24 protein-coding genes are annotated in these 26291 nt (G+C 65.5%); 13 read left to right on the forward strand and 11 right to left on the reverse strand.

Annotated features, from left to right (window positions below; all coding sequences use genetic code 11):
• Nucleotides 1–10: 10 nt before the first annotated feature.
• Nucleotides 11–1081, reverse strand: a complete 1071-nt coding sequence (locus tag NKI96_RS04305; protein ID WP_023683136.1) for a sugar ABC transporter substrate-binding protein — start codon at nt 1079–1081, stop codon at nt 11–13.
• Nucleotides 1082–1386: 305 nt separating this feature from the next.
• On the opposite strand from NKI96_RS04305, the gene NKI96_RS04310 reads away from it, so the two are divergent.
• Nucleotides 1387–2982 carry a GMC family oxidoreductase gene (locus NKI96_RS04310; RefSeq protein ID WP_023704161.1) on the forward strand — a complete coding sequence of 532 codons (1596 nt, stop codon included), beginning with the start codon at nt 1387–1389 and terminating at the stop codon, nt 2980–2982.
• A gap of 459 nt (nt 2983–3441) precedes the next feature.
• Here NKI96_RS04310 and NKI96_RS04315 read toward each other — a convergent pair whose 3' ends face one another.
• Nucleotides 3442–3579 (reverse strand): endonuclease/exonuclease/phosphatase family protein, encoded by a 138-nt coding sequence (locus NKI96_RS04315; RefSeq protein WP_023691904.1) that lies wholly within the window; start codon nt 3577–3579, stop codon nt 3442–3444.
• A gap of 268 nt (nt 3580–3847) precedes the next feature.
• Here NKI96_RS04315 and rsgA point away from each other — a divergent pair, with 268 nt between their 5' ends.
• Complete coding sequence (gene rsgA / locus NKI96_RS04320) at nt 3848–4861, forward strand: ribosome small subunit-dependent GTPase A (protein WP_245260180.1); 1014 nt, start codon at nt 3848–3850, stop codon at nt 4859–4861.
• Nucleotides 4862–4921: 60 nt separating this feature from the next.
• On the opposite strand, the gene NKI96_RS04325 is transcribed toward rsgA, so the two are convergent.
• Genes NKI96_RS04325 through NKI96_RS04355 form a run of 7 tightly spaced genes read right to left on the reverse strand, consistent with a single transcriptional unit; the run spans nt 4922 to nt 11236 of the window.
• Nucleotides 4922–5713, reverse strand: a complete 792-nt coding sequence (locus tag NKI96_RS04325; protein WP_023686509.1) for a sugar isomerase domain-containing protein — start codon at nt 5711–5713, stop codon at nt 4922–4924.
• Nucleotides 5714–5750: 37 nt separating this feature from the next.
• Entirely contained in the window at nt 5751–6521 is a 771-nt protein-coding gene (locus NKI96_RS04330) for a GntR family transcriptional regulator (protein WP_023683130.1), read from the reverse strand.
• Entirely contained in the window at nt 6518–7393 is an 876-nt protein-coding gene (locus NKI96_RS04335; RefSeq protein WP_352803067.1) for an ROK family protein, read from the reverse strand. Before NKI96_RS04335 ends, NKI96_RS04330 begins: the two co-directional genes overlap by 4 nt.
• Nucleotides 7390–8130 (reverse strand): PIG-L deacetylase family protein, encoded by a 741-nt coding sequence (locus NKI96_RS04340; RefSeq protein ID WP_023698618.1) that lies wholly within the window; start codon nt 8128–8130, stop codon nt 7390–7392. The genes NKI96_RS04335 and NKI96_RS04340 overlap by 4 nt, the downstream gene beginning before the upstream one ends.
• Complete coding sequence (locus NKI96_RS04345) at nt 8127–8984, reverse strand: carbohydrate ABC transporter permease (RefSeq protein ID WP_023733559.1); 858 nt, start codon at nt 8982–8984, stop codon at nt 8127–8129. Before NKI96_RS04345 ends, NKI96_RS04340 begins: the two co-directional genes overlap by 4 nt.
• Complete coding sequence (locus NKI96_RS04350) at nt 8981–9913, reverse strand: carbohydrate ABC transporter permease (RefSeq protein ID WP_031205128.1); 933 nt, start codon at nt 9911–9913, stop codon at nt 8981–8983. The genes NKI96_RS04345 and NKI96_RS04350 overlap by 4 nt, the downstream gene beginning before the upstream one ends.
• 48 nt (nt 9914–9961) lie before the next feature.
• On the reverse strand, nt 9962–11236 hold the full coding sequence (locus NKI96_RS04355; RefSeq protein ID WP_352803072.1) for an extracellular solute-binding protein: 1275 nt from the start codon (nt 11234–11236) through the stop codon (nt 9962–9964).
• Between the two features lie 316 nt (nt 11237–11552).
• Here NKI96_RS04355 and NKI96_RS04360 point away from each other — a divergent pair, with 316 nt between their 5' ends.
• Genes NKI96_RS04360 through NKI96_RS04370 form a run of 3 tightly spaced genes read left to right on the forward strand, consistent with a single transcriptional unit; the run spans nt 11553 to nt 14595 of the window.
• The gene (locus NKI96_RS04360; protein WP_023744117.1) at nt 11553–12845 is read left to right on the forward strand and encodes an ABC transporter substrate-binding protein; all 1293 of its coding nucleotides are present in this window, start codon (nt 11553–11555) and stop codon (nt 12843–12845) included.
• Nucleotides 12845–13735 (forward strand): carbohydrate ABC transporter permease, encoded by an 891-nt coding sequence (locus tag NKI96_RS04365; RefSeq protein ID WP_023744116.1) that lies wholly within the window; start codon nt 12845–12847, stop codon nt 13733–13735. Before NKI96_RS04360 ends, NKI96_RS04365 begins: the two co-directional genes overlap by 1 nt.
• Nucleotides 13732–14595 carry a carbohydrate ABC transporter permease gene (locus tag NKI96_RS04370; RefSeq protein WP_352803076.1) on the forward strand — a complete coding sequence of 288 codons (864 nt, stop codon included), beginning with the start codon at nt 13732–13734 and terminating at the stop codon, nt 14593–14595. The genes NKI96_RS04365 and NKI96_RS04370 overlap by 4 nt, the downstream gene beginning before the upstream one ends.
• Before the next feature lie 6 nt (nt 14596–14601).
• On the opposite strand, the gene NKI96_RS04375 is transcribed toward NKI96_RS04370, so the two are convergent.
• Complete coding sequence (locus NKI96_RS04375) at nt 14602–15786, reverse strand: Gfo/Idh/MocA family protein (protein WP_023737575.1); 1185 nt, start codon at nt 15784–15786, stop codon at nt 14602–14604.
• Between the two features lie 301 nt (nt 15787–16087).
• Here NKI96_RS04375 and NKI96_RS04380 point away from each other — a divergent pair, with 301 nt between their 5' ends.
• The 8 genes from NKI96_RS04380 to NKI96_RS04415 all read left to right on the forward strand — a co-directional run bounded on the left by NKI96_RS04380 (nt 16088) and on the right by NKI96_RS04415 (nt 25431).
• Entirely contained in the window at nt 16088–16975 is an 888-nt protein-coding gene (locus NKI96_RS04380; RefSeq protein ID WP_023744115.1) for a MurR/RpiR family transcriptional regulator, read from the forward strand.
• Nucleotides 16976–17054: 79 nt separating this feature from the next.
• A complete protein-coding gene (locus tag NKI96_RS04385) occupies nt 17055–17837 on the forward strand; it encodes an SDR family oxidoreductase (RefSeq protein WP_023683118.1) in 783 nt (260 codons plus the stop codon).
• Entirely contained in the window at nt 17834–19369 is a 1536-nt protein-coding gene (locus tag NKI96_RS04390; RefSeq protein ID WP_352803080.1) for a mannitol dehydrogenase family protein, read from the forward strand. The genes NKI96_RS04385 and NKI96_RS04390 overlap by 4 nt, the downstream gene beginning before the upstream one ends.
• Before the next feature lie 22 nt (nt 19370–19391).
• Complete coding sequence (locus tag NKI96_RS04395) at nt 19392–20306, forward strand: sugar phosphate isomerase/epimerase family protein (protein WP_352803083.1); 915 nt, start codon at nt 19392–19394, stop codon at nt 20304–20306.
• A gap of 78 nt (nt 20307–20384) precedes the next feature.
• A complete protein-coding gene (locus NKI96_RS04400) occupies nt 20385–21419 on the forward strand; it encodes an ABC transporter substrate-binding protein (protein WP_023710851.1) in 1035 nt (344 codons plus the stop codon).
• Between the two features lie 277 nt (nt 21420–21696).
• Entirely contained in the window at nt 21697–23247 is a 1551-nt protein-coding gene (locus tag NKI96_RS04405; protein WP_352803086.1) for a sugar ABC transporter ATP-binding protein, read from the forward strand.
• Nucleotides 23244–24215, forward strand: a complete 972-nt coding sequence (locus NKI96_RS04410) for an ABC transporter permease (RefSeq protein WP_352724816.1) — start codon at nt 23244–23246, stop codon at nt 24213–24215. The genes NKI96_RS04405 and NKI96_RS04410 overlap by 4 nt, the downstream gene beginning before the upstream one ends.
• A gap of 235 nt (nt 24216–24450) precedes the next feature.
• Nucleotides 24451–25431, forward strand: coding sequence for an ABC transporter permease (locus tag NKI96_RS04415; RefSeq protein ID WP_352803090.1), 981 nt, complete (start codon nt 24451–24453; stop codon nt 25429–25431).
• Between the two features lie 268 nt (nt 25432–25699).
• On the opposite strand, the gene NKI96_RS04420 is transcribed toward NKI96_RS04415, so the two are convergent.
• Nucleotides 25700–26140, reverse strand: a complete 441-nt coding sequence (locus tag NKI96_RS04420; RefSeq protein ID WP_023686526.1) for a lipid-binding SYLF domain-containing protein — start codon at nt 26138–26140, stop codon at nt 25700–25702.
• Between the last annotated feature and the right edge of the window lie 151 nt (nt 26141–26291).

Consider the following 26291-nt stretch of genomic DNA (forward strand, 5'->3'; position numbering starts at 1 on the left):
CTCCGATGGATCAGGTGCGGATTGCTCCGGTGACCCGGCCCCACAGATCGTTCCAGTCGATCTCGGGCTTCGCATCGACATTGGTCTTGTAATATTCCTCGACATTGTCGTGCGAGATCAGCACCGCCTTGCCGTAGAACTCGCGGTGCTCCGGGGGCTCCTTGGTCGGGTCGAACTTGCCGATCTTGGCGTTGTAGCCGATGGCCAGACCCATGCCGCCCTGCCAGAACGGATCCGAAGTGACGGTGCAGGCGAACTCGCCGGTGCGCACCGCATCGACCGCCGTCTTGATGCCGTCGACGCCGACGATCGGCACCTTGCCGGCGAGATTTTCGGCACGCAGCGCTTCCAGTGCACCGGAGCCCATATCGTCATTGGCGGCCCAGATGCCCTTGATGTCGTCGCCGAAGCGGGTGAGCAGATTGCCCATCAGGTCGAAGGCTTCGGTCGACTTCCAGTTGGCGACCTGGAAGTCGAGCAGCTTGATGTCCGGGTTGGCGGCGAGCGCCGCATCGAGGCCCTTCTTGCGTTCGATCGCCGCCGTGGTCGAGATCAGGCCGCCGAGTGCGACGATGCCGCCCTTGCCGCCAATGGTCTTGAACAGGATCTCGGCGATGGTCTTGCCGCTGTCGATGCCGTCGAACTCGATATGCGAGACATAGTTCGGGTTGAAATCCTTCGGGTGCAGATCCCCAGGCTTGTTCCACTGCGTCACCACATAGGCGCCGGCCTTGGCGCAGGCCTCGACGATCGGGCGCGCATCGGGCGTGTCGTTGGGATCGGAATTCAGCACCATGTTGCCGCCGGTCTTGGCCAGCATCGCCTTGATGTCGGCAATGCCCTTCTCGCTGTTGCCTTCCGAAACCAGCGTGACGTGTTCCAGCCCGGCCCATTTGGCATACGCTTCCGCGCCGGTCTTCCACACCGCGTGATAGGGGTTGGACAGCGAGCGGATCGACGTCACCAGCGTCGGCTTGTCCTGCGCGCGCAGCACGCTCGGCATGGCGAGTGCCGCCACGCCGGCGGTGGCGCCCATCATCAGCGTGCGCCGGTTGACCGCAAAATTCTTCGTGTCGTTCATACCTCGAATCCTCCCGATTGAATTCTGTTCCGCCCGGCATCTTGCGCGGGGAGCGCGGCCGGGACCTCCTGGTGAGGGTCGTCAAGCTCCTCCACTTGTACGACAACCCTTCAACACGATAACCATACCCTTTCTCTTGACGTGGCACAAGCGACTTGAGATCGTCGCGCGCAAGAGGAAGGGGCGGTGATTTTCATCGCCCGCCGGAGCATGATCCCTAGAAGTGGGAACCGGTTTTCTCGGACAAATCGGGAAACCGTTTTGTCCGGAGATCATGCTCCAACAAAGAGAACCCGGGAGTGGAAATGACGGATTACATCATTGTCGGCGGCGGTTCGGCTGGCTGCATTCTGGCCGCCCGGCTGAGCGAGGACCCGGACGTGTCCGTCGTGCTGCTCGAGGCCGGTCCGCCCGACACCGACCGCTACATCCATTTGCCGGTCGGCTTCTTCAAGATGACGTCGGGGCCGCTGATCTGGGGTTATGACACCGCGCCCGGCAAGGAGATCGATGGCCGCACCATGGTCTATCCGCAGGCCCGCGTGCTGGGCGGCGGCTCCTCGATCAACGCCCAGGTGTTCACCCGCGGCTGCCCTGAGGATTATGACGGCTGGGCGACTGAGAATGGCTGTGCCGGCTGGAGCTATGCCGACGTGCTGCCCTACTTCGTCCGCTCCGAGGGCAACGACACTTTTGCCGATGCGCAGCACGGCACTGACGGCCCGCTCGGCGTCTCCAGCGGCGCGCCGCATCCGCTGACCCGCATCTTCGTCAAGGCGGCGCAGCAGGCGGGCCTTCCTTTCCGCGCCGACTTCAACGCCGGTGAGCAGGCGGGCGCCGGCTTCTACCAGACGACGACGCGTCGGGGGAAACGCTCGAGCACGGCGGTCGCCTATCTGAAGCCGGCGCTCGGCCGCAAGAATCTGACGCTACGCACCGACGCCTCCGTCAGCCGCATCGTGGTCGAGAACGGCCGCGCCATCGGTGTCGAGATCATCGTCAATGGCCGCACCGAACTGCTCCGCGCCGAGCGCGAAGTCATCGTCGCCGCCGGCGCCATCGGCTCGCCGAAATTGCTGATGCTGTCCGGCATCGGCCCGGCCGTGCATCTCGGCCATCACGGCATCGAGGTGGTCCACGATTCCAAAAACGTCGGCCAGAATCTGCACGATCACATGGACGTCGATGTCGTCGCCGAGCTCAACGGACCGCATGGCATCGACCGTTACAAGAAGAAGCGCTGGCAGGCGGTTGCCGGTCTTGAATATGCGCTGTTCGGCAAGGGGCCGGTGGCCTCCAACATCGTCGAGGCCGGCGGCTTCTGGTGGGGCGACCGCGCGGAGAAGACGCCGGACATCCAGTTCCATTTCCTGCCCGGCGCCGGCGTCGAGGAAGGCATCGGCTCGGTTCCCGGCGGCAATGGCTGCACGCTGAACTCCTACCATGTGCGCCCGCGTTCGCGCGGCAGCGTCACGCTCAAGTCCGCGGACCTGCGCGATGCGCCCATCATCGACCCCAACCCGTTCGCCGAGCGCTATGATCTCGAACGCGCCATCGACGGCATCGAGATCAGCCGCGAAATCCTGTCGCAGCCAGCCTTCGCCAGATACATCAGCCGCGAGCATCTGCCCGGCAAGGCGATGCAGGGGCGCTCAGCACTCGAAGCCTTCGCCCGAGAACATGGCCGCAGCGCCTATCACCCAGTCGGCACCTGCCGGATGGGCGGCGATGCCGACAGCGTCGTCGACCCCGAGCTTCGCGTGCGCGGGCTGCAAGGCCTGCGTGTCTGCGACAGCTCGGTCATGCCAAGCATCGTGTCGTCGAACACCAACGCCGCCGTGGTCATGATTGCGGAGAAGGCTGCGGATCTGATTGCGGGGCGAACGCTGCCGGTGGCGTAAGCAGGACAATCGCATGTGGTGGCGCCACGCGATTGCCCTGCCTTGAGCACCTGTCGCTGAGCGCATAGCACTCGAACCGCACTAAAAACGACAGCCTCCCGCAGCGCCTTCAACCGACGCTTGCGCAACCCACCAACCGACAGGAAACCCCCGGTTGCGGGCTCGTTGCCGACGCCTGCGCGGGGATGTGAAAGCGCTTTTGCGCCAGTTCCGCGATCACACCATATGAACCGATCCAAGCTCTGCTAGCTTGTGGGCGTGGGACTTGTCCCGCTTTGGCCGGTGCTTCAGGCAACCCCATCCCAACCCCCCGCCCCCTGCGGTACCGGCCATCCCCCTCCCCCTTTTGGCAGGCTTCTCGACCTGCCATCCTCAGCCGTCCCTGCCAACTTCGAGGTCGACGACGAGGCCTGATGCGTGGCATGCAAATCAAGACCATCGGCAGCGTATCGAGGGATTTCACATCGGCTGTCTGGACGACGTCCTGGAGAGCGACAGATCGGGGTCGAGCCGCCTCAGCTCCCGGTTGATGGCCGCCAGGCGCTCCGGTTCGCCTTCCGTGTTGCAGACATTGAGAGTAACGACGCGTAAGCGCATAGGACTTTTCCTCAATGTTGAACGACCCTCGACGCACGCGACGCGGATAGGTGCCACGATAGGATTCCGTGTCTGGTGACGTTCAGCGAACCACCGCCTCGATGCGTTCCACGCGGTGCGCGAAACGGCTTGGCCATCGGCGCGGTTCGGCTTGCCAAATGCCGCCATGCCGCCCATACACGGCTTGAACAACCGCCCCGAGGGTCCGCGCCCATTTTGCCAAAGGATACTCTCCGATGTCTGTGACGCCGTCCCCGTGGTCAAAACCGTGACGGCTTCCCTCGCAAGCCTGGGCTGGACGGATTTCTTCGGCGACCAGCTTGAAGCCGATGAGGCAAACCTAGTGCCGACGCGCATCGCCTCGGTGCACCGCGACCGCCTGGCCGGTCTGTCTCTGTCAGGGCCAGTGGATCTGACGCTGCCGGCCAATACCAACACCGGCGACTATGCCGTCGGCGACTGGGTGCTGGTCGAGCCGCATACGCATCTGCTGCGGCGCCGCCTGACCCGCAAGACGGTGCTGGAGCGCCGCACACAGGGAGGCAGGGTGCCGCAGCTGGCCGCGGCCAATGTCGACACGCTGTTCATCGTGACGTCCTGCAATGCCGATTTCAACATCGCCCGGCTCGAGCGCTATCTCGCGCTGGCCAACGAGGCCGGAACGACGCCGGTGATCCTGCTGACCAAGGCCGACACCGCTGACGATGCCGAGGCTTACCAACGCCAGGCCGCCGCCCTGCAGCGTGGACTGGCCGTGGTGATGCTGAACCCGCGCGTCGCCGATGCCGCAGCGGCGCTTGCTCCCTGGTGTGGCGCAGGGCAGACGGTGGCGCTGGTCGGCTCCTCCGGCGTCGGCAAATCGACGCTGGTCAACACGCTGGCCGGATCGGCGCAGCAATCGCCGCAACAGACTGCGGGCATTCGCGAGCACGATGCCAAGGGTCGCCACACTACCACAGCCAGATCGCTGCACGCCATTGCCGGCGGCGGCTGGGTGATCGACACGCCGGGCATGCGCACGCTGCATGTCAGCGACGTCGCCTCCGGCATCGACACGCTGTTTGCCGAAATCACCGAGCTCGCACCGCTGTGCAAGTTCCGCGACTGCACCCATGTCCACGAACCGGGCTGCGCGGTGCAGGCTGCGTTGAAGGCGGGTACGCTCGACCCCGAGCGCCTTGCCCGCTGGCGCAAGCTGTCGGAGGAAAACCAGGGCAACACGCCGGTTCAGAGCGGGCCACGCGGCAACAAATCGCCTGCCGGGCGCCCGAAGCGGCGTTGAGAGGATAGGAATTGCGGAACGAGACGTCGGAGGCCCGGCATGTGCCGGGCCTCCCTTTTTTCACTCTCCGCGCATCGTTGCCTGGAAGGTCGGCAGGTGCTTCTGCTGCGCCTCCAGCATACGCTCGCGGTAGACGCCATAGATGACGTCGGTGTCGTGCAACGTCACGCCGGCAATGGTCGGCGAGGCGAAGACCGGCAGTTCGATGCCCCGCTTGGCGAGCTGCTCGGCGGTGCGCGCGATCAGCTCATGCGCCAGGATCATGGCAAGCACCGTCGATGAGCCCGACACCGGCCGGCTCCAGCCCTCGACCGGCACGATGGCGTCCTCGATCGGCGAACAGGTGTCGATGACGAGGTCGGCGGCATCGGCCAGCCGCTTGCCGGAGGAGTGCGTCGCCGGCTTGTCCAGATTGTTCTTGCTGGTGACCGCGACGACGAAGATGCCGCGCTTCCTGGCGTAGAGCGCGGTGTCGATGCCCGACGAGTTGCGGCCGCTATGGCCGAAGATGATGATCGAATCGCCCTTGTTGAGCGGCTGGTGGTCGAGGAATTTTTCGGCGTATCTTTCCGTACGCTCCAGCCACAAAAGCTCGCGCACGCCGCCGGCGCCGAGCACATTGTGCCACATCACGCGCGGGTCGGTCAGGGGGTTGAAGCCGACATAGCTGCCATAGCGCGGAAACACTTCCTGCACCGGCAGCACCGAATGGCCGGAGCCATAGAGATGCACCAGCCCGCCGCCCTCGAGCGAGTCGGCAAAGCGGCTGGCGGCCTGGCCAAAGGCCTCTTCATTGGCTTTCGCAGCCTGGTCGATGAGGGCGGCGAGACGGTGGATGTAGAGATCGGACACGTGGGTACTCCTGTTTGCTGTGTCGGTCTGGAATGGATCAGCTTCTCGGGTTCAGCGGCACGCGTCCGGCGCGCAGCGTCGAGCGGATTTCGTAGCGGTCGCCGCGCATGATCGAGACGGTGAATTCGAACGGGCCGCGCTCGTCGGTGGTGATGCGTTCGACGACGAAGGCCGGGCTGCCGACAGCGAGGTCGAGCAGTTCGGCGTCCGCCGCGCCGACCGCGCCGACCCGGTAGTTTTCCCGCGCCGCCACCGGCACGATGCCGTAATGGCGCTCCAGCGCCTCGTAGAGCGAGCCCTGCAGCAGGCCGGCATCGAGGAAGCCCGGCACGCGCACGGCCGACAGCTGCGCCGTCTGAATGCCGATCGGCTCGTTGTTGCCGAGCCGCAGCCTGCGAATGCGCACCACCGGATCGCCTTCCTCGATCTCCAGCGCGCCGGCAGCCGCCGCGTTGGCGGTGGTCAGGCTGCAGTCGAGCAGGCGCGAGCCCGCGACCACGCCCATATTGCCCATCTCCTGGGTGAAGCTGGTCAGCTCGCGCGTGCCGGCGACCAGCGTGGTCGAGCGCACGAACGTGCCGCGGCCATGTTCGCGCCTGAGCAGTCCTGCCTCCTCGAGGTTGCGCAAGGCGTGGCGCAGCGTGATGCGGCTGACGCCGAACAGGGCGCACAGCCTGTCCTCCGCCGGGATCTGGTCGCCCGTTGCCCATTCGCCGCTCTTGACGATGGCGCGGATCGCCTCTTCGACCTGATACCAGAGCGGCTCCGGCCGTCTGCGGTCCGGCTGCTGAAAGCTTGCTTCGCTCATCGCACATGCCTCCACCCTTGCCCAACGGCGCCGGCCAGCGCCGCGCCGACGAGGCCGGCGCGGGGACCGAATTTTCCGGGCTTAACGTCGATGCCGCGCAGATGCGGCGGCAGTTGGCGTCGCAGCGCTGCAAGCAGCGGCGGCCGGATCACATCCAGCGCCTCCGCCAAACCACCCGAAATCAGAACCGCTTGCGGATCGAGCAGCGCGACAGCGCCTGCAAGCGCGGTGCCGAGCTGTCGCGCCGGCAGTTCAAGCAAGGTGAGTGCGGCCAGTTCGCCGGCCTGGGCAGCGGCGATCAGCTGGCGGCCGTCGGCAAGGCCGATCTGTCCGGCAAGGGCATCAAGCGCCCGGCCCGACGCGACGCGCTCCAGCCAGCCGCTGCGCTCTTCACCATGATCCCTCACGTCGGCGCAGGCCCAGCCGAACGAGCAGGCGCCGCCATGCGCGCCGGCAACGATGCGGCCATTGGCCAGCACCGCCGAACCGATGCCGGTGCCGATGGCGAGCAGGATCGCTTCCGACATGTTTTTCGCACTGCCTTCGACAGCCTCCGCCAGCAGCGCAATCTGCGCGTCATTGCCGAGCGCTACGCGCAGTTTGGGAAACAGCGGCTGGATATCGACGCCGTCGAGGAACGGCAAGTTGGGGATCCAGCGGCAGATTGAGCCCTCGACCAGACCCGGCACCGCGATGCCAAGCGCTGAGACCGACCCGGCCTCAGCGCACAGCGCGTCGATGCGCGCAATGAAGGCACCAAGGGTTGCCGGCGCCGGCTCGCTGCCCAGCGCCTCCAACGCACCGACATCGCCCGTAGATACGGCGGCGCGCAGATTGGTGCCGCCGAGATCGATGGCGAGTACCCGCCTCATCGACCGGACCCTTTGCCGAAGGGGAGCGAGAACAGGCCGCTGCCGGCATTCCACGAATGCGACGCCGCCGCGAAGGCCTGCGCATGGCGCGTGCCACGCAGGCAGCCGCGCAGCCGGTAGAGCGAACTGTAATAGTCGACATAGGGGAAGCTGCTCAGGCCGCGCGCCAGCTCATACTCCATGACCGCGTCGCGCCAGGCCTCGAACCCGTCGCTGACATCGACGAGATGCTCGGGCCGGAAGCCGTCATCGTCCTCCCAGTTCTCGCCGAACAGCAGCAGTTGCGGCGTGTGCGCCGGATGGTCGCTGGCAACGGTCGGCAGTCCGGCGAAGAAGATACCGGTCTTCGTCAAATGCGCGGCGGCGCGATGGTCCTTGTGCCAGCTGCCATGCCAATGGGTGATGACGATCTCGGGTTTCAGCTCGCGAATGATGTCGCCCACTTCGAGCGCCGTCTGATCGTCTGTGGGCAGGAAGCCGTCGCGCAGGCCAAAGCTACGCATGGCGACGCCGAGCCGCTCCGCCGCGCTGCCCGCTTCCTCTTCCTTCTGCACGCAATAATGCGCGGGAACCAGGTACGGATGGCCCTGCTCACCCATGGTCAGATGCAGGAAGGTCACCGTGGCGCCGCGCTTGACGGCAGCGGCCGCCAGCGGCCCGGCCATCACCTCGGCATCGAAGGCGTGTGCGCCGACCACCAGGATGGATTTAGCCGCATAAATCCTGTCTTCGATCATTTCGTGCCCCCTCCGGTGCCGACGCCTTCGCGAATCTGCCGCGCCAGCAGACAATACATGATCAGGATGGGCGCCATGGATATCGCCAGCGAGGCGAACACCAGGCCCCAGTCGGTGCGGAACTGGCCGACGAAGACGCTGATCGCCAGCGGCACCGTCTTGTAGCGGTCGTCGAAGATGAAGATCAGCGGGAAGAAGAAATCGTTCCACACCGCGATCGCGGTGAAGATTGCCACGATCGACACCGCCGGCTTGACCATCGGCAGGATGATCTGGAACAGGATGCGGACCTCGCCGGCGCCGTCCATGCGCGCCGCCTCGTCCAACTCGGAGGGCAAGACGCGCATGAAATTGGCGAAGATGAAGACGGCGAAGGGAATGCGGATCGCCGAATAGACCAGGATCAGCCCGGTCAGCGAATCCAGCAGGCCGAGATTGCGCATCAGCGTGAACAGTTCGACCGAGGCCAACCGGATGGGCAGCATGATGCCGGACAGGAACAGGCCGAGCATGATGGCATTCCAGCCAAGCTTGTAGCGGCTGAGCGGATAGGCGGCCATCGCCGAGACGACGATGGTGAGGATGACGGCGCCGCCCGTGACGATCAGGCTGTTGATGAAATTCTGGCCGAGATCGGCGCGCGTCCAGGCGTTGATGAAATTGTCGAAGGCAAAGCTTTGCGGCAGGCCGAGCCTGTTGTCGTAGATCTCGGCCGTGGTCTTGAAACAGGAAACGATGAGGATGTAGAGCGGCAACAGCACGGCCGCCGTCCAAACGACCAGCACCGTCCAGCCGGGCAGCCGCGCCAGCTGCCGAGAGATGGCCGGTCTTTGTGAAATCGCCAGCGCGCTCATAGCTGCACCGTGCGGCGGTCGAAGAAGCGCAGCATCATGAGCGTGCCGATGCTGAGGATCAAAAACAGCACGGTGCCGAGCGCCAAAGCCAGACCGATATCGGTGATGCCGACAGCACCTTCCGCGCCGAAGGCCAGCCGGTAGAAGTACGTCACCAGCGTGTCGGTCGAATAGCTCGGATTGCCCTGCACGCCCTGCATGACATAGACGAGGTCGAACTGGTTGAAGGTGTTGATGAACGACAAAGTCGTCAGCGTGCCCAGCGCCGGCATCAGCAGCGGCAGCGCGATCGAGAACAGCATGCGCGCATTGCCGGCGCCGTCAAGTTTTGCCGCCTCGAAAATCTGGCCGGAAATCTGCCGCAGACCTGCCGTGTAGATCAGCACCGGCAGGCCCATCCAGTTCCAGGCATCGACGGCGATCAGCATGGCGAGCGCGGTGTGGCTGTTGCCGAGCACGGTCAGGCTGCCCTGGTGCAGGCCGAGCCCGTTCAGCGCCCATTCGACGACGCCGCCCGGTGCCAAAAGCAACCGCCACAGCGCGCCGACGATGACCGGGCTCAGCACCGCCGGAAAGAAGAACACCGACTGGAAGAACGCAGCACCCCTGTCGCGCAGGAACAGCAGCCAGGCGAACAAAAGCCCGATTCCGTTCTGGAACAGCATGATGCCGAAGAACCAGGCGGTGTTGTGCCACAGCGCGCCGTAGAGCCGCGCGCCGCTGGGGAAAACGAACAGCCTTGAGAAATTCGACAGGCCGGCGAACTCGACCATGCGCAGCCCCTTCCAGACGAAGAAGCTGCCCCAGAGCGACATCCCCAGGGGATAGAGGACGAACAGCGCATAGACCGCCAGCGCCGGCAGGGTGAACAGCACGGCCATGCGCTGCTGCGTGCGGCGAAGGCTGCTGGTGCGGCGAAGGGTGCTCATGCGCTTTTCTGGTCCGTGAGAGGCCGGCCGCTTTGCGACCGGCCGCGCCTACTGCTTCGGCTTGAACCAGGTGGCGACTGCGGCCTGCATGTCGGCCGCCAGCTTCTCCGGCGCGATGTTGCCTTCGACCATGTCGATGATCTCCGACTGCAGCACCGAAGACGCCGTCGGCGACTGCCAGCGGAAGCCGACCAGCGTCAGATAGGGCGTCGAATTCTTCGCCATCTCCATCATCGAGGCCAGCACTGGATCCTTCACCGTCACATCCGTGCGGGCCGGCGGCCAGCCGAGCTCGTCGGCGAACATCTGCGCGAACTCTGCCGAAGCGATGAAGCCCAGCACCTTGGTCGCGGCCTCCTTGTTTTGGCTCTCGGAGACCAGGCCATAGGAGCCGTCGGAGAAGGCCGAGGTGTAGAGTTTTGCACCGGCATCGTCGGCGGGGAACGGGAAGATCGAGAATTTCAGCTTCGGGTTCTGCGCCTTGAAGCTGCCGTTCTCGAACGAACCGCCGAGGAACATCGCCGCCTTGCCGCCGATGAACTGCTGCGTGGCGGTGGTGTAGTCGATGCCGGCGAAGCCGTCGGGGAAATACGGCTTCAGCTCGGCGAAGCGCTTCAGCGCCGCCACATAGCGCTGATCCTCGAAGGTCGCCTTGCCGCTCATCATCTCGTCGTAGAAGCCGGGACCATAGACGGTCGGGCCGACGACGCCGACGGCGATCTCCAGTTCCCAGGCCGAGCCGTTGGCGCCACCGGTGGCGATCGGGGTGATGCCGGCCGCCTTCAGCTTCTCGCAGACGGCGGTGAAATCCTTGTAGGTCTTGGGGATCTCGATGCCTTGGGCGGCGAAGATATCCTGGTTGTAGAAGACGCCCATCATCGGCACCGAGTAGGGCACGCCGTAGAGCTTGCCGTCAGCGCGGCCACGCGCGCCGCCAAGCGCTGCGTCCTCCATGTTCTTCAGCTCCGGCACGCTGTCGTCCAGCGCGTCGAGATAGCCCGCCTCGACGAAGGGCTGCAATTCGCCATAGGCCTTGAGCTGGGCGATGTCGGGCCCGCGCCCGCCGCGCAGCGCCGTACTCAGCCGGTTCTGGTAGTCGGCATCGGGCGTGAACTGGATGGCGACCTTGATGCCGGGGCTCTTCGCCTCGAAGGCATCGAAGATGCGGCGCATCGCGGCCTCGTCCTCGGTGCGCCAGCTCCACAGCGTCACCGTGCTGTCGGCGGCTCGCGCCGGCAATGAGGCGAAGACGCCGACGCAGGCGGCGGCAAGGCCGCCGATCAGCCCAAGTGCTGCGCGCCGGTGAAGTGAAAGCATGCTCATTGCCATTCTCCCATTGTTCTCTGTCCTTGGCGTCCCGCGGCGTTCCCGTGCCGTGAGAAGTCATTGGTTCAGCAAAAGTCATTATAACGACATAGCGGTATTCGCAAGAGGTCTGCTGCGCCTCAGGAATGGCGGCGTTGGCCCCCTCACGACATTGCAGTACCTGCATCCGTTTGTTACCTAACGATAAATATCCACATTCCAGCGCCGCAAAGAAATCTGTGACCGTACCATGTGAGACTTTTTCGCCAGCAAGCCCTTGCGTCGCCGCGCTGACTTGTCATAACCTCATGTGAACCGATAGGGAGGATGAGGAATGTCGTTTGCCTGGACGTCGAAACTGGCACTGGCCGCAGGCCTCGCCATCCTGCCCGCCACGGCCTGGGCGCAATCGGTCGACATCTCCTATCTCACCCACTGGTCGCCGGAGACGGTGGCGCTGCTGGAAGCGGCGGCCAAGGATTATGCCAAGACCAATCCGGATGTCAGCGTCACCGTGCGTGCCGTCCCCTTTGGCGACCTCCTGACCACGCTGCGCTCGCAAGGCGGCGGCGCGGACGGCCCGACGATCGGCGGCATCTACGATCTCTGGTTGCCGGAACTGGCGCGCGACAAGCTGGTCGCGCCCGCTCCCGATGCGGTGGCCAGCGAGGTCATGGCCGCCTGGCCGGCGGGCGTCACCAGCGCCGCCTCGGTCGGCGGCACGCTCTACGGCATCCCCAACGAGATCGATGTCTATGCGCTGAACTATAACAAGGCGCTGTTCAAGCAGGCCGGCATCGCGGCGCCACCCAAGACCTGGGACGAATTCAAGGATGCGGCCAAGAAGCTGACCAATAAGGATGCGGGACAGCAAGGCTTCGGCATGATCAATTCATGGGCCGCCGGCGTCGTCCACCCCTTCGCCTCGCTGCTGGTGTCCAATGGCGGCGACCTGGTCAAGGACGGCAAGCCGGTGCTGGACAGCCCGCAGGCGACCGAGACCTTCCAGTTCTATGAGGACCTGATCAAGTCGGGCGCCAGCGTGCCGGCGATGGCGACCGCAGACGCCAACACCACCGGCCCCTTCCTCGACAATTTCGTCTCCGGCAAGACCGGCATGATCATCATGGCCAATTGGTGGGAGAGCGCACTGAAGGCCGGCATGGGCGACAAGTTCGCCGACATTGCAACGGCGCCGATTCCCGTCGGCCCGAGCGGCGACAAGCCGCATTCGATCTCCTACTCCTGGATGACCGTGGTCAACGCCAATGCAGGTGCCGCCGAGCAGAAGGCGGCGTGGGACTTCCTCGCCTGGCTGAACAATCCAAAGTCCGGCAAGAACGGCGCTTCCGCGATGTCGGATATCCTGATGTCGATGGGCATCCTGCCCTCACGCCTCTCCGACATCGAGGCGCACAAGGACAAGCTCGGCTCGGAATTCCTCTCCGGCTATGTCAGCGTGCTCACCGACGCCAAGCCGTTCCCTGTCGTGCCCGGCGGCCAGGAATTCTCGGAATCGCTGCAGCAGACGCTCGAGGCGTTGCAGTATGGCCAGGTCTCGGCCAAGGATGCGCAGGCGACGGCGCAGGCCGACGCCATTTCGATCCTGGAGCGCGCCGCCAAATAATGATTCAGAGGTACCGTGCCTCGGCGGGCATCATGCTGGCGCCCGCCGTGACGCTGATCGGCATCTTCGTCCTGTTGCCGATGCTGCTCACCGTCTGGCTGTCGTTCCAGGACTGGTCGACGCAGACACCGTTTTCCAGCGCCAGCTTCATCGGCCTCGACAATTTCCGCGAGATTTTCGGGGCCACCTCGGTCGGCCGCGATTTCAAGGCCGCGCTCGTCAACACAGCCGTCTACACCGCGCTCTCCGTCATCCTCATCCTGCCGCTGTCGGTGGCCTTTGGGCTGATGGTCTACCAGCGCGATGTCGCCGGCGGCACGGCGCTGCGCACGGTGCTGTTTGCCACCTACATGGTGCCGATGATCGCCGTGGCGCTGGTGTGGTCGAAACTCTATTCGCCGAGCGAAGGCCCTCTCAACCAGATGCTCGGCCTTATCGGCATCGGCCCGCAGCCTTTCCTGTCGTCGCCGCGCTCGGCGCTGATCTCGATCGTCTTCCTCAATGTCTGGCAGCAGGTCGGCTATTTCACCGTGCTGGCGATCGCCGGACTGACGCAAATCCCCGGCAGCCTGTATGAAGCAGCAAAGCTCGACGGCGCCAACCGTTTCGAGCAGTTCCGCTTCATCACGCTGCCGCTGATGCGGCGCACGCTGTTGTTCAGCGCCGTCATCGCCATCATCAACGCCGTGCAGGTGTTCGAGCCGGTTGCCCTGATCACGCAGGGCGGGCCGGTCGGCTCGACCAATGTGCTGACCTACCACATCCGCCGCGTCGGCATCGAGCGTGCGCAGGGTGGACTGGGTTCGGCCATGGCGGTGATGCTGATGCTTTCGCTGATTGTCGTCGTCTGCGCGCTGTTTGCCTTCGCCAACCGGAAGAACGACGAATGAGCGCGGGATCGTCGAGCCGGCTGTCGCGCCGGCGCCCGTCCGGCCGCAAGGCGCTGCTGGCGACGCTGATGCTGCTGGTCGCCGTCGCCTCGGCCTTCCCGCTGGTCTGGATGGCGCTGTCGAGCCTCAAGACGCCGGCCGAGAGCATGCAGGTGCCGCCGGTGTGGATCCCCCTTACGCCGAGCCTCGACGCCTATGAGAAGGTGTCGGGCGTGATCAATGTCGGCCGCTCGATGTGGAATTCTCTGGTCATCGCCTCGATCACCACCGCCGGCATCCTGCTGACCAGCATGATGGCCGGCTACGCCTTCGCCAAATACCACTTCCCCGGGAAGTCGCTGCTGTTTTCTCTGCTGATCGCCACCATGTTCCTGCCGCCGATCGTGACGTTGATCCCGCTCTATCGCCTGGTCGGCTCGATCGGCCTCAACGCCAGCCTCGCCGGCATCATCGTGCCCAATCTCGTCAATGCTTTCGGCATCTTCCTGATGCGCCAGTTCATCTCCGGCGTGCCCGACGAGCTCATCGACGCCGCGCGCATGGACGGCGCCTCGGAGTTCTTGATCCTCTACAAGATCGTCGCGCCGAGCGTCGCCCCCGCAATCGCGGCTCTGGCCCTCTTCGCCTTCGTCTATCACTGGAACAGCTATCTGTGGCCGCTGACCGTGCTGCAGGGCAATGCCGACGCCTATCCGATCGTCATCAGCCTGAGCCGGTTGCTGAGCTACAACAGGGGCGCGGTCAACACCGGCCTGGTGATGGCCGGCGCCACGCTGGCCGTGCTGCCGCCGCTCATCCTGTTCGTCTTCCTGCAGCGCTTCTTCGTCGATTCCATCGTCGGCTCGGCGATCAAGGGATAGCTCGCCTCACCCGAACCGTGCCGCCGTCCAAGCCCCACCCGCAGCATTCGACTCCACCGCCGCCGCCACAAACTTCACCCCGCGCGCGCCATCGACGACATCGGGCACCTGTGCCGCGCGCGCCGGATCAACCGACCCGCCCGAACGGTGCGCGCGAATGATGTCGGCGGCGTCGCGGTAGAAATTGGCGAAGGCCTCGATATATCCCTCCGGATGCGCCGCCGGCATGCGCGACACGCGCTGGCTCTCAGTGGTCGAGCCATGGCCGCCGCGCACCAGCGTGCGGGTCTCCTCGCCGTAGATGGAGAAGCGCAGTTCTTCCGGCCGGCCGCCCGACCATTCGAGCCCGGCTTTGTCGCCATAGATGCGCACCGAGAGATCATTGTAGTGGCCGGGCGAGGTCTGGCTGGCGAGGATCGTGCCGCGCGCCCCGCCCGTCCAGTGCACCAGCACATGCGCATTGTCGTCGAGCCGGCGTCTGGGGACGGCGGTGAACAGATCGGCCGACACCGCCTCGGCCTCACAGCCGGAGATATAGCTTGCCAGGTTGAAGGCATGCACGCCGATATCGGCCAGCACCGCCGACTGCCCGGCGCGCGCCGGATCGGTGCGCCACTCCGCCTGCTTCTGGCCCTCGGCGTCGATCGGCTTGGTCAGCCAGTCCTGGATGTAGGCGCCATGCACGGACACGATGCGGCCAAGCGCGCCCGCCGCCACCATCTCGCGCGCCTGGCGGACCATGGCGTAGCCGGTGTTGTTGAGCGTGACGACGAAGCGTCGCTTTTTCTCCCGCGCCAGCGCCACCAATGCTTCTGCGTCGGCCAGCGTCGTCGACAGCGGCTTGTCGCAGATCACGTCGATGCCGGCCTCGAGAAAGGCCGTGGCGATCGGCGCGTGCAGATGGTTGGGCGTGACGATGACCACCGCCTCGATGCCGTCCGGCCGCGCCGCTTCGGCTCGTGCCATGGCGCGATAATCGGCATAGCTGCGCTCGGGCGCGATGCCGATCACGGCGGCCGATGCGGCGGCGTTTTCCGGGTCCGACGACAGCGCGCCGGCGACCAGCACGATCTGGTCGTCGAGGCGCATGGCGAGCCGATGCACCGCGCCGATGAAAGCGTTGCGGCCGCCGCCGACCATGCCGACCCGCAGCCGCTTGCCCGCCGATCCGTCCGATGTTGCGTAGACCATGTTTCCTCCTGGGAAGACAGTTTTGCCGTCGTCGAGTTCTGTCCCGCCCCCCTCTGTCCTACCGGACATCTCCCCCACGAGGGGGGAGATCAGGCACCACAGCGGCCTTCGCCAATCTCAGACGTCGCAAGAGGGCGCCGAAGGCGAAACTGCCAATCTCCCCACCCGTGGGGGAGATGTCCGGCAGGACAGAGGGGGGCGCCGTAGAGCGCTGCTTTTGACCGCTCGCATCAGTCACACTTTCGAACATGATTTCCAATTTTCATATTGTAAAACGATCGTATCGCGCTAGCCTGAAATCATGACTGGGGCAAGCAAGGCATCCGGACGGTCCAGCACCGACGAGGCGGCGACGCGCAAGCGCGGGCGCTCCCTGGCAGCACTCGGCTATATCCAGCCGCAGACCTACGAGGAGCTGCGCGCCGTGCTGTCGTCGGGCACGGTGCATTTCCCCAAGCGGCTGCGCCAGGTGGCAATCTTCCTGTGGCAGCATCCGAGCGACGTCGCGCTCGGCACCATCGCGCAGGTTGCGGCACAGGCCGGCGTGCAGCCCTCGACTCTGGTGCGCTTTGCCCAGATCTTCGGCTATTCCGGCTTTTCCGATTTCCAGGGCCTGTTCAAGGAGCACATCAAGGGCTCATGGCCGGAAGGGCGCGGCGAGCCGCGCACTGAGACCGAGCCGAATCTGCATTTCCTGCACGGCATGGTCGGCGCATCGCAGGCCTCGCTTGGCCGCATCGAGGCCGGCTTCGATGTCGAGAGTTTCGACAAGATGGTGGCGCTGCTGGCAGCGGCCGAGTTGATCTATGTCATCGGCTCCAAGCGCGCCTTTCCCGTCACCGCCTATCTCTCGCTGACGCTCTCGCAGCAGGGCGTGCGCAACGTGCTGGTCGACAATGTCGGCTCCTCCGCACTCGACCAGATCGGCTGCATCGGCGGCCGGGATGCCGTGCTCGCTGTCTCCTTCAGCCCCTACAATTCGATCACGCCCGATCTCGTCGCGGTGGCGCATGAGCGCAAGGCGCGTATCGTCACCGTCACCGACAGCACCTTCAGCCCGCTGACCCCGCTCTCGGACAGCTGGCTAGAAGTGGTGGAATCCGACTTTGCCGGCTTCCGCTCACTGGCGGCCTCGCTCGCCGTTGGGATGGCGCTGGTCCATGGCGTGGCGACGCTGCGCGGCGAATGAGGCGTCACTGGTCCAATTGACTATCGGGAATTGCCGTTCCATATTTCTCAAAATAGAAACTTTATTCCCGGGAGGAGGAATGGAGATCCGGCTTGACGGCAAGGTGGCTCTGGTCACCGGGTCGACGCAAGGCATTGGCCGCGCCATTGCCGAGACGCTGGCGCGTTCCGGTGCCGCCGGGCTGTTGGTCACCGGGCGCGAGAGGGCGCGTGGCGAGGCCGTGGCGGCCGAGCTTTCGCAATTGGGCACGCCGACCATCTTCGTCGCCGCCGACCTTGCCGATCCTGACGCCCCCACCCTTCTGGCGCAGGCCTGCATCGAGCGCTTCGGCCGCATCGATGCGCTGGTCAACGCCGCCGGCCTGACCGATCGCGCCTCTTTCCTCGACGCCAGCCTCGACGACTGGGCGTCACTGTTTGCCGTCAATGCGCGCGCGCCGTTCTTCCTGATGCAGGCGGCGATTGCCGACATGAAGCAGCGCGGCCAAGGTGGCGCCATTCTCAACATTCTGTCGATCAATGCCCATTGCGGCTCGCCGGAGCTTGCCGTCTATTCCGCCACCAAGGGCGCGCTGGCGACGCTGACCAGGAACGCCGCCAACGCCCACCGCTTCGACCGCATCCGCGTCAACGGCATCAATGTCGGCTGGACCGACACGCCGGCCGAACGCATCATGCAGGCGGAGACATTGGGCAACGGCCCCGGCTGGCTCGACAAGGCCAATGCCGCGCAGCCTTTCGGGCGGCTGCTGACCCCGAACGACATCGCCAGCCTCGCCGTCTTCCTGCTGTCCGACGCCGCCGGCCCGATGACCGGCGCGGTTGTCGACCAAGAGCAGGCGGTGATCGGGGCGAACCGGTGAGCGCTTCCATCGAAACGCTTGGGCCGGCGCTGCTCGATCGCTTGCCGGCATCGGTGCAGACACCTTCCTATGACCGTACGCTCCTCTCGCCCGGCATGGCGCATCTCGGCGTCGGCGCCTTCCACCGCTGCCATCAGGCCGAATACACCGACGATCTCATCTCGCTGCGCTTCGACCGCTGGGGCATCGTCGGCATCAACATCCGTCCGCCCAGCCTTGCCGACACGCTGGGACGGCAGGGCGGGCTCTACACAAGGCTGATCCGCGAGAACAGCCACATCGAGGCGCGCGTCATCGGCAGCATCGTCCGGGTGGTCGACAGCCAGGAGAGTGCGGCACCGGCGCTCGGCGTGCTGATCTCACCCGATATCGAGCTGGTGACGATGACGGTGACCGAAAAAGGCTATTGCCACATCCCGTCCAGCGGCGAACTCGACCTCGGCCACCCTGATATCGTCCATGACCTCGCCAACCCCGAGACGCCGCGCAGCGTGCCCGGCCTGTTGGTGCGGGCGCTGGAGCAGCGCCGGGCCACGCATGGGCGGCCGCTGACGCTGCTGTCCTGCGACAACATTCCGGCCAATGGCGTCATCCTCGGCAACGTCGTGCGCAGCTTTGCCGAACCGCGCGGCAATGGGCTGGCCGATTGGATCGCGGCCAACGTCGCATTCCCCTCGGCCATGGTCGACCGCATTGCGCCGGCGGTGACGCAGGATGACCTCGATAGTGTCGAACAATGGTTCGGCTACCACGATGCCGCCGTCGCTGTCGGTGAGCCGTTCCGGCAGTGGGTGATCGAGGAAAAATTCGCCGGCCGCATGCCGCGCTGGGATCTGGTCGGCGCCACCTTCGTCGACGACGTCACGCCGTTCGAGCATCTCAAGATGCGGGTGCTGAACGGCGCCCAGACGACACTGGCTACGCTCGGCGTGCTGGCCGGGCTCGAGCACACATCGGATGCCATAGCCAACCCGCTGCTGTCGGACTTCATCAGGCGCATGCTGGTCGAGGAGACTGTGCCGACGCTGATGCCGGTATCCGGCGTCCTGCCGCTCGCCTATGTCGAGCAGAGCCTTGCCCGGCTGAAGAACACCGCGATCCGCCACCGCAACCACCAGGTCGCGACCGACGGTTCGCAGAAGATCGTCCAGCGCCTGCTCAACCCGATCCGCGACCGGCTCGCGATGGGCCAGAGCATCGGCCTGCTGTCGGTGCCGGTCGCCGGCTGGATGGCCTATCTGATCCAGGCCTCGGAACGTTTCGGCAGACGCTGGCCGGTGTCGGATCCCTATGCCGGCAAGGTCGCCGCAATCGCCGACGCGACGGGTCCCGATGCCAGCGCGCTGGTGTCCGCCATCCTTGCCATCCACGGGATATTCGACCCCGGCCTTGCCGCCGACGATACGTTCCGCGCGGCCGTCACATCGGCCCTGGGCGACCTGCTGTCGGACGATCCGATGGCGGCTGTCCGGCACAGTCTTGAACAAGATGAGGTCGCGACGTTGAAGCGATCCAAACAATCGGCATTATAGTCGTCGGGTCTAGGGAGGCAGAATGAAACTTGGAGTTCTTACAGCACCGTTTGCGGAGACGCCGCTTGGCGAGGTCGCCGACTGGGCGCACTCGGCCGGCTTCGAGGCGCTGGAAATCGCCTGCTGGCCGAAGACCTCTGGCGCGACGCGACGCTATGCCGGCACCAGCCATATCGATGCAGCTTCCACCTCGCCCGCGCAGGCCAAGGAGATCGTCGCTTCGCTGACGGAGAAGAAGCTGACGGTCTCCGGCCTCGGCTACTATCCCAACCCGTTGCATCCGGACCCCGCCCATCGCGAGGCCGTCATCGGCCATCTGAAGAAGGTCATCGTGCTGGCCGCCAATATGGGCGTGCCGGTGGTCAACACCTTCTGCGGTGGCGATGCCTCGAAGACCGTCGACGTCAACTGGCAGGACGCGCTGAAAGTCTGGCCCGAGACCGTCGCCTATGCGCGCGATCACGGGGTAAAACTCGCCTTCGAGAACTGCCCGATGATCTTCAGTTATGACGAGTGGCCGGGCGGGCACAACATCGCCTATTCGCCCTACATCTGGCGGCGCATCCTCGAGGCCTGGGGCGGCGAGGTCGGCATGAATTTCGACCCCTCGCACCTGGTCTGGCAGATGATCGACCAGGGCCGCTTCATCAAGGAGTTCGGCCCCTACATGCTGCATGTCCACGCCAAAGATTTGATGATCGATCATGATGGTTTGTATGAGCGCGGAATCCTTTCCGCCGGGATAGGCTGGCAGGTGCCGCGCATGCCGGGATTGGGCGATGTCGACTGGAGCGGCTTCTTCTCCGGCCTCTACCGCGCCGGCTATGACGGCTCGGTCATCATCGAACATGAGGACAGGCGGTTTGAAGGCAACGACGATGCGGTGACGCGGGGCTTCCTGCTCGCCCGCGACGTGCTGCGCCCCTTCGTCAAATGACGAGGTGAATGACTTGGTCCGATCCTGCCGAAGGGTCTGGCCCTGAGACGAAAAACAACAATGTGGAGGAGTACTGACATGAAGAAAATACTGACCATGGTCCCGTTGCTTGCGGGCGCTGCCTTGCTGGCATCGATGGGCGTGTCGTCGGCCGAAGCCAAATATACGATCGGCATTTCCAACACCGTGCAGGGCAATGGCTGGCGCGAGGAAATGGTCTGCGCCATGAAGGCGCAGGCGCTGGCTTCGGGCGAAGTGACGAAGCTCAACATCGCCCACCGCAACACCGATGCCGCCGGCCAGCTCGAAGACATCCGCAATCTGATCAGCGCCAAGGTCGACGCCATCGTCGTCAACCCCGCTGATCCCGCCGGCATCAAGGCGGGCCTGGAAGAAGCCACCAAGGCCGGCATCGTCGTCGTTGCCGTCGACCAGGCGGTGACCGAACCGTCGGCCTACATCATCTCCAACAACCAGGAACAGTATGCCTATCTCGGCGCCAAATGGCTGTTCCAGCAGATGGGCGGCAAGGGCGAAGTGTTCTACATGCGCGGCGCCGCCGGCGCCTCGGCCGATAGCGATCGCGACAAAGGCTTCAAGAAGGCGCTGGCCGAAAACCCCGGCGTGAAGGTGGCGCAGGAAGTCTTCACCGGCTGGCAGCAGGATCAGGCCAAGCAGCAGATGCTGTCGTTCCTGGCCACCGGCACGCCGTTCAACGGCGTGTGGACGTCGGGCATCGACAACGTCATCGTCGACGCGCTGGTCGAATCGCAGGCGGCGCTGGTGCCGGTGGTCGGCGCCGACAATGCCGGCTTCGTCGGCCAGCTGAGCTCGGTGAAAGGTCTCGTCGGTGCAGCCGTCACCAACCCCGGCTCGATCGGCGGCGCGGGCGTGACGCTGGCGCTGCAGATCCTCGACGGCAAGAAGCCGGCGCAGCAGACCGTGCTGGTCGACCCGCAGCTGTGGGACAACGCCACCGACGAAGGCAAGGCCAAGCTGAAGGCAGCCGCCGACCCGTCGCTCAGCCCGGAATGGCCGGTCTCGATCTCGATCCCGGAGTGGACGACCTACACGAAGGAGCAGATCGTGGCCTGCAAGGGGCCGGGGGAGTAAGCCTGGTTTGAATGAACTGGCGAGGATGGCGAACGGCCGTCCTCGCCACACAGACTAGCGCTCTACCGCGCCCCCTCTGTCCTGCCGGACATCTCCCCCACAGGTGGGGAGATTGGCTGTCATCTCGGCTTTCGCTAATTTTCTACGTCGCAAGACGAGGGGCGGCGCCGGAACTGCCAATCTCCCCCCTTGTGGGGGAGATGTCCGGCAGGACAGAGGGGGCGCCGTAGAGCGCCGACATTAGTTTCTGGAACCATCAATTTTGACAACAAACCATTTGACCACCAGCCCCCTCCTCGACGCCACCGGCGTCGCCAAGAACTACGGCGCGGTTGCAGCGCTTCGCAACGCGTCGCTCTCCGTGCTGCCGGGCGAGGTCCACGCGCTGATGGGCGCCAACGGCGCCGGCAAGTCGACGCTGGTGAAGATCCTGACCGGCGCCATTCCGGCGAACTCCGGCCGCATCCTGATCCGTGGCGAGGCGCGCGACATTCGCTCGCCCGCCGCCGCGCGCCGCGCCGGGCTGCTGCCGGTCTACCAGGAGCCGTCGCTAATCCCCGATCTCGACGTTCTCTCCAATCTCAGGCTCACCGGCACGCCGGTCGAGCCGTTCCGCGCCTGGGTGCGCGAGCTCGGCATCACCGACCTCGATCTGCGCGACCCCGCGCGCGACATTCCGCTGGCCGTGCTGCGCGTGCTCGACCTGGCGCGGGCGCTCGCCGTCGAGCCGGACGTGCTGCTGCTCGACGAGATGACGGCGGCCCTGCCCGCCAACCTCGCCGAAAAAGTGCTGGAAGTGGTGCGCCGCCAGGGCGATGCCGGTCGCGCCGTGATCTTCATCTCGCACCGCTTCGTCGAAATCTCCGCACTGTGCGACCGCGCCACCGTGCTGCGCGACGGCGAGACCGTCGGTGTCGTCGACATCGTACCCGGAGTCGAGGAAAAGATCGTCGAGCTGATGCTCGGCACCCGTATCGTGAAAACTCATGTCGCCGCCCGCAGCGCCGCCGAGAAGGCCGCGCCCGCAGCTGCCCGGCCGCGCATCTCCGTGCGCAATCTCCGCGTCGGCGCCAAGCTCAGCGACGTCTCCTTCGATCTCGCCGACGGCGAAGTCGCCGGCGTCGTGGCGCTCGAAGGCCAGGGCCAGGACGAATTGTTCGCCGCCCTTGCCGGCTCGATCCGGCCCTCCGGCGGCACGATCGAAGTCGATGGCCAGCCAGTGAAATTCGCCCACCCGATCGACGCCATCCGCGCCGGCATTGCCTATGTGCCGGGCGACCGCTCCGAGGCGCTCGCCATGCAGCGCTCGGTCCGTGAAAACATCGCCCTGCCCTTCAGTGCCGCGCTGCGCAACTGGGGGCCGATCAACATGCGCCGCGAGCGCGCGACCGTGCTCAGCGCCATCGAGCGGCTGCAGATCGACACCCGCGCCCAGGGCGAGGTGCAGCGCCTGTCCGGCGGCAACCAGCAGAAGGTGACCATCGCCCGCTGGATCGCGGCGGATGCCCGCACCATCCTGTGCTTCGACCCGACGCGCGGCATCGATGTCGGCACCAAGCAGGAGATCTACAAGCTGCTGCGCGAACTCGCCGGCAACGGCAAGTCGGTGCTGTTCTACACCTCGGAACTCGAAGAGGTGCAGCGCGTCTGCGACCGCGTCATCGTCATCTTTGGCGGCCGCCTCGTCGACATTTTTCCGGTCGAGGAGGCCGACGAGCCGGCGCTGATGCGCGCCGCCTACGGCCTGCCGCGCGGCGCCAAGGCCGATATCGGCATATTGGCTGATCCGACCGCGAACACTTCGGCTTCGCCGGAGGCGACGCCATGAGCCATTTCCTGCGCCGCCAGGGCTGGGTTGTCGGCCTGTTCGCCCTGCTCATCGTCCTGTTCATCGCCACCAGGATCATCCAGCCGGCCTATGGCAGCAATGATTTCGGCTCGCTCGCCCGCGCCGTTCTGCCCTATGCCTTCGCAGTCGCCGCGCAGACGGTGGTGGTCATCGCCGGCGGCATCGATCTGTCGGTCGCCGCCATGATGGCGCTAACCAGCGTCACCGCGGCGTCGATGATGAATGGCGCGAGCGAGGAATACGCGCTGTTCGTGGTGCCCTTCGTGCTCGCCATGGGTTTCGTGCTCGGCGCGCTCAACGGCCTGCTCATCGTCGTCACCCGCGTGCCCGACATTGTCGTCACCCTCGCCATGCTGTTCGTGCTGCAGGGCGCCGCCCTGCTGGTGCTCGACGCGCCGGGCGGCGGCATCGCCGAATGGCTGAAGGTGCTGATCTCCGGCACCGTTCCGATCCCCGGCCTGCCCGACACCATAGACGCCTGGCTGCCCAAGGCGCTGCTGGTGCTGATCGTCTGCCTCTGCGTCATCTGGATCCCGCTGCGGCGCTCGCGCCTGGGCCTCTCCATCTACGCCATCGGCTCCAGCGAACTGGCGGCGTTCCGCTCCGGCGTGCCGGTCAAGCGCACCCGCATCATCGCCTATGCGCTGTCCGGCCTGTTCGCCGCCTTTGGCGGCCTGGCGCTGACCATGAGCACCGGCATCGGCGCCCCCATCCCCGGCCCCTATCTGCTCGCCAGCGTCGCCGCCGTGGTGCTGGGCGGCGTCGCGCTCGGCGGCGGCAAGGGCGGCCTGCTCGGCCCCATCGTCGCCGTCTTCGTGTTGAGGCTGGTGCGCACCGACCTGACGCTGCTCGCCATCGACCCGAATGTCACCGCGATTATTGAAGGGCTGATCATGGTGGCGGTGGTGATGTTCGGGGCGTTTATCACCATGCGGGGGCGGCAATGATGGGTGTGCTGTCGCAGAGAGACGTCGGCGTTCCTTCGCGCCCCCCTCTGTCCTGCCGGACATCTCCCCCACGAGGGGGGAGATCAGCTGTCATCGCCGCTTTCGCCAGCCTTCAACGTTGCAAAAAGGAGCGAGGCGCTGGAGCTGCCAATCTCCCCACAAGTGGGGGAGATGGCCGGCAGGCCAGAGGGGGGCGCCGTAGAGCACTGTCCTCGCAGAACATTGGGCGCACCCCATGAGCACCACCGCCATCACCCCGGTCCCCATCGGCCGCCGCATAAAGCGCTTCATGGCCGATCGCCCGCTCATCCCGCTGATCGTCCTGCTCGCCATCCTGGTTATAATCCTGCAGATCCTGCGCCCCGGCATCGTCAACGAGCGCTGGATCGCCAACACTATTAAATTCGCCATACCGCTGGCGATCCTGGCGGGATGCCAGACCATGACCATGCTGACCGGCGGCATCGACCTGTCGGTCGGCACGGTGGCAACGATGAGCGCCTTCATCATGGCGACGCAAGTGGTCAACCAGGACCCGGCGGTGGCGTTCCTCCTGGCGATGATGCCGGCGGTGCTGATCGGCCTCGTTAACGGCATCGGCGTCGGTGTCTTCCGCGTCCACCCGCTGATCATGACGCTGGGCACCAGCCTGATCGGCACCGGCTGCCTGCAGGTCTACCAGCGCACGGTGATCGCGTCGGGCGCAAAAATCCCCGACTTCCTGGCTTGGCTCGGCACCGGCGTGACATGGGGCTTCCCCAACGCGCTGCTTTTGTTCGTGCCGCTCGCCGCCCTCATCGTCTTCACGCTCGCCCGCACCGGCTTCGGCCGCCTGCTCTACGCCGTCGGCGACAATGAGCGCGCGACCCGCCTGTCGGGCGTGCAATACTGGCAGGTCATCACCGCGCTCTACGTCACCTCTAGCGTGCTCGCCGGCATCACCGGCCTGCTCTATATCGGCCTGATCAAGGCGCCGTCGCTGTCGCTCGCCGAACCGCTGGTGCTGCCCTCGGTCGCCGCCGCCGTCATCGGCGGCACCTCCATCTTCGGCGGCCGCGGCGGCTACACCGGCACCATCATCGGCGCCCTGATCCTGACCGTGCTGACGACGCTGCTGACCATCCTGCAGATGCCGGAGGGGGCACGGCGGATCTTGTTCGGGCTGATCGTGCTGTTCGTGACGGCGGCATATTTGCGGATTGTGGAGGAGCGGTAGGGGCCGAGGCCAGCGCCAGCCCTCACTCCCTCTCGGCTTCGCCGAGCCACCTCTACCCCCACGTCCGTGGGGGAGAGGAAATGCCAAGCTTTTCGAGCGAAGAAAAAACTCAACACTGTCGAGGCCGCAACCTCGAAAATTAGCGTTTCCTCTCCCCCACGAATGTGGGGGTAGAGGTGGCTCGGCGAAGCCGAGACGGAGTGGGGGGCACCCTAAGCGATTGCCATCACCCTGGGCGCCTGTGCCCACCCAGAGCTCGCCCGCCCTCCTACTTCAACGAAATCGCCATCCCGCTCAAATCCGCATTCACCTGCAGGCCCACCTGCCGGCCCGTAAGCTCGAGCTGGGCGCCCTTGTCGTTGGTCATGACGATCACCTGCGCCCCCTTGCCGAGCGCGCCGCCACCGCCGGCCGCGCCATAAACCCCGGTCGCATCCCGCACCCTGCGGATATGGCGCACGGTGCCCCGGAAATAGGTCTTGGAAACCCCGAAGGCGAAGCCGCCCGAAACGCCGCCGATCGTGATGGGATAGGAGCGGCCGTGGAAGGTCAGCGTCCCCTCGCCGCCGGAACCGCCGACGAAGAAGGCCGCCTTGTAGACGGCAAAGCGGATCGTGCCGCTATCGGCATGCGCGGCGCTGGCAGCGCTGACGGACACAGTTGTGATGGCCGCAACCGCGAGCGAACGAAAGCTGGACGAGATGGTCATGGTGGGAGCTCCTCAAGTGCGCCGCTCACCCAACCGGCAGGGCTCGTCGGCGTCGTAACCAACTTGAACAATCTAGCCCGTGATTTGGTTCCAGGCAGGCTGTGACAAGATCCGACGAAACGTGACGTGGTGTACTTTCGGGTTGCGGAGG

It is taken from the genome of Mesorhizobium sp. M0292, from assembly GCF_040321695.1.
Classification (GTDB): domain Bacteria; phylum Pseudomonadota; class Alphaproteobacteria; order Rhizobiales; family Rhizobiaceae; genus Mesorhizobium.

Excerpts from the sequence above, each read along its gene's own strand:
- NKI96_RS04375 (WP_023737575.1), bottom strand. The coding sequence starts at position 15,786 with ATGGTCTACGCAACATCGGACGGATCGGCGGGCAAGCGGCTGCGGGTC.
- NKI96_RS04305 (WP_023683136.1), bottom strand. The coding sequence starts at position 1,081 with ATGAACGACACGAAGAATTTTGCGGTCAACCGGCGCACGCTGATGATG.
- NKI96_RS04360 (WP_023744117.1), top strand. The coding sequence starts at position 11,553 with ATGTCGTTTGCCTGGACGTCGAAACTGGCACTGGCCGCAGGCCTCGCC.
- NKI96_RS04310 (WP_023704161.1), top strand. The coding sequence starts at position 1,387 with ATGACGGATTACATCATTGTCGGCGGCGGTTCGGCTGGCTGCATTCTG.
- NKI96_RS04340 (WP_023698618.1), bottom strand. The coding sequence starts at position 8,130 with ATGATCGAAGACAGGATTTATGCGGCTAAATCCATCCTGGTGGTCGGC.
- NKI96_RS04350 (WP_031205128.1), bottom strand. The coding sequence starts at position 9,913 with ATGAGCACCCTTCGCCGCACCAGCAGCCTTCGCCGCACGCAGCAGCGC.
- NKI96_RS04345 (WP_023733559.1), bottom strand. The coding sequence starts at position 8,984 with ATGAGCGCGCTGGCGATTTCACAAAGACCGGCCATCTCTCGGCAGCTG.
- NKI96_RS04355 (WP_352803072.1), bottom strand. The coding sequence starts at position 11,236 with ATGAGCATGCTTTCACTTCACCGGCGCGCAGCACTTGGGCTGATCGGC.
- NKI96_RS04335 (WP_352803067.1), bottom strand. The coding sequence starts at position 7,393 with ATGAGGCGGGTACTCGCCATCGATCTCGGCGGCACCAATCTGCGCGCC.
- NKI96_RS04410 (WP_352724816.1), top strand. The coding sequence starts at position 23,244 with ATGAGCCATTTCCTGCGCCGCCAGGGCTGGGTTGTCGGCCTGTTCGCC.
- NKI96_RS04380 (WP_023744115.1), top strand. The coding sequence starts at position 16,088 with ATGACTGGGGCAAGCAAGGCATCCGGACGGTCCAGCACCGACGAGGCG.
- NKI96_RS04330 (WP_023683130.1), bottom strand. The coding sequence starts at position 6,521 with ATGAGCGAAGCAAGCTTTCAGCAGCCGGACCGCAGACGGCCGGAGCCG.
- NKI96_RS04365 (WP_023744116.1), top strand. The coding sequence starts at position 12,845 with ATGATTCAGAGGTACCGTGCCTCGGCGGGCATCATGCTGGCGCCCGCC.
- NKI96_RS04315 (WP_023691904.1), bottom strand. The coding sequence starts at position 3,579 with ATGCGCTTACGCGTCGTTACTCTCAATGTCTGCAACACGGAAGGCGAA.
- NKI96_RS04395 (WP_352803083.1), top strand. The coding sequence starts at position 19,392 with ATGAAACTTGGAGTTCTTACAGCACCGTTTGCGGAGACGCCGCTTGGC.
- NKI96_RS04415 (WP_352803090.1), top strand. The coding sequence starts at position 24,451 with ATGAGCACCACCGCCATCACCCCGGTCCCCATCGGCCGCCGCATAAAG.
- NKI96_RS04400 (WP_023710851.1), top strand. The coding sequence starts at position 20,385 with ATGAAGAAAATACTGACCATGGTCCCGTTGCTTGCGGGCGCTGCCTTG.
- NKI96_RS04420 (WP_023686526.1), bottom strand. The coding sequence starts at position 26,140 with ATGACCATCTCGTCCAGCTTTCGTTCGCTCGCGGTTGCGGCCATCACA.
- NKI96_RS04385 (WP_023683118.1), top strand. The coding sequence starts at position 17,055 with ATGGAGATCCGGCTTGACGGCAAGGTGGCTCTGGTCACCGGGTCGACG.
- NKI96_RS04370 (WP_352803076.1), top strand. The coding sequence starts at position 13,732 with ATGAGCGCGGGATCGTCGAGCCGGCTGTCGCGCCGGCGCCCGTCCGGC.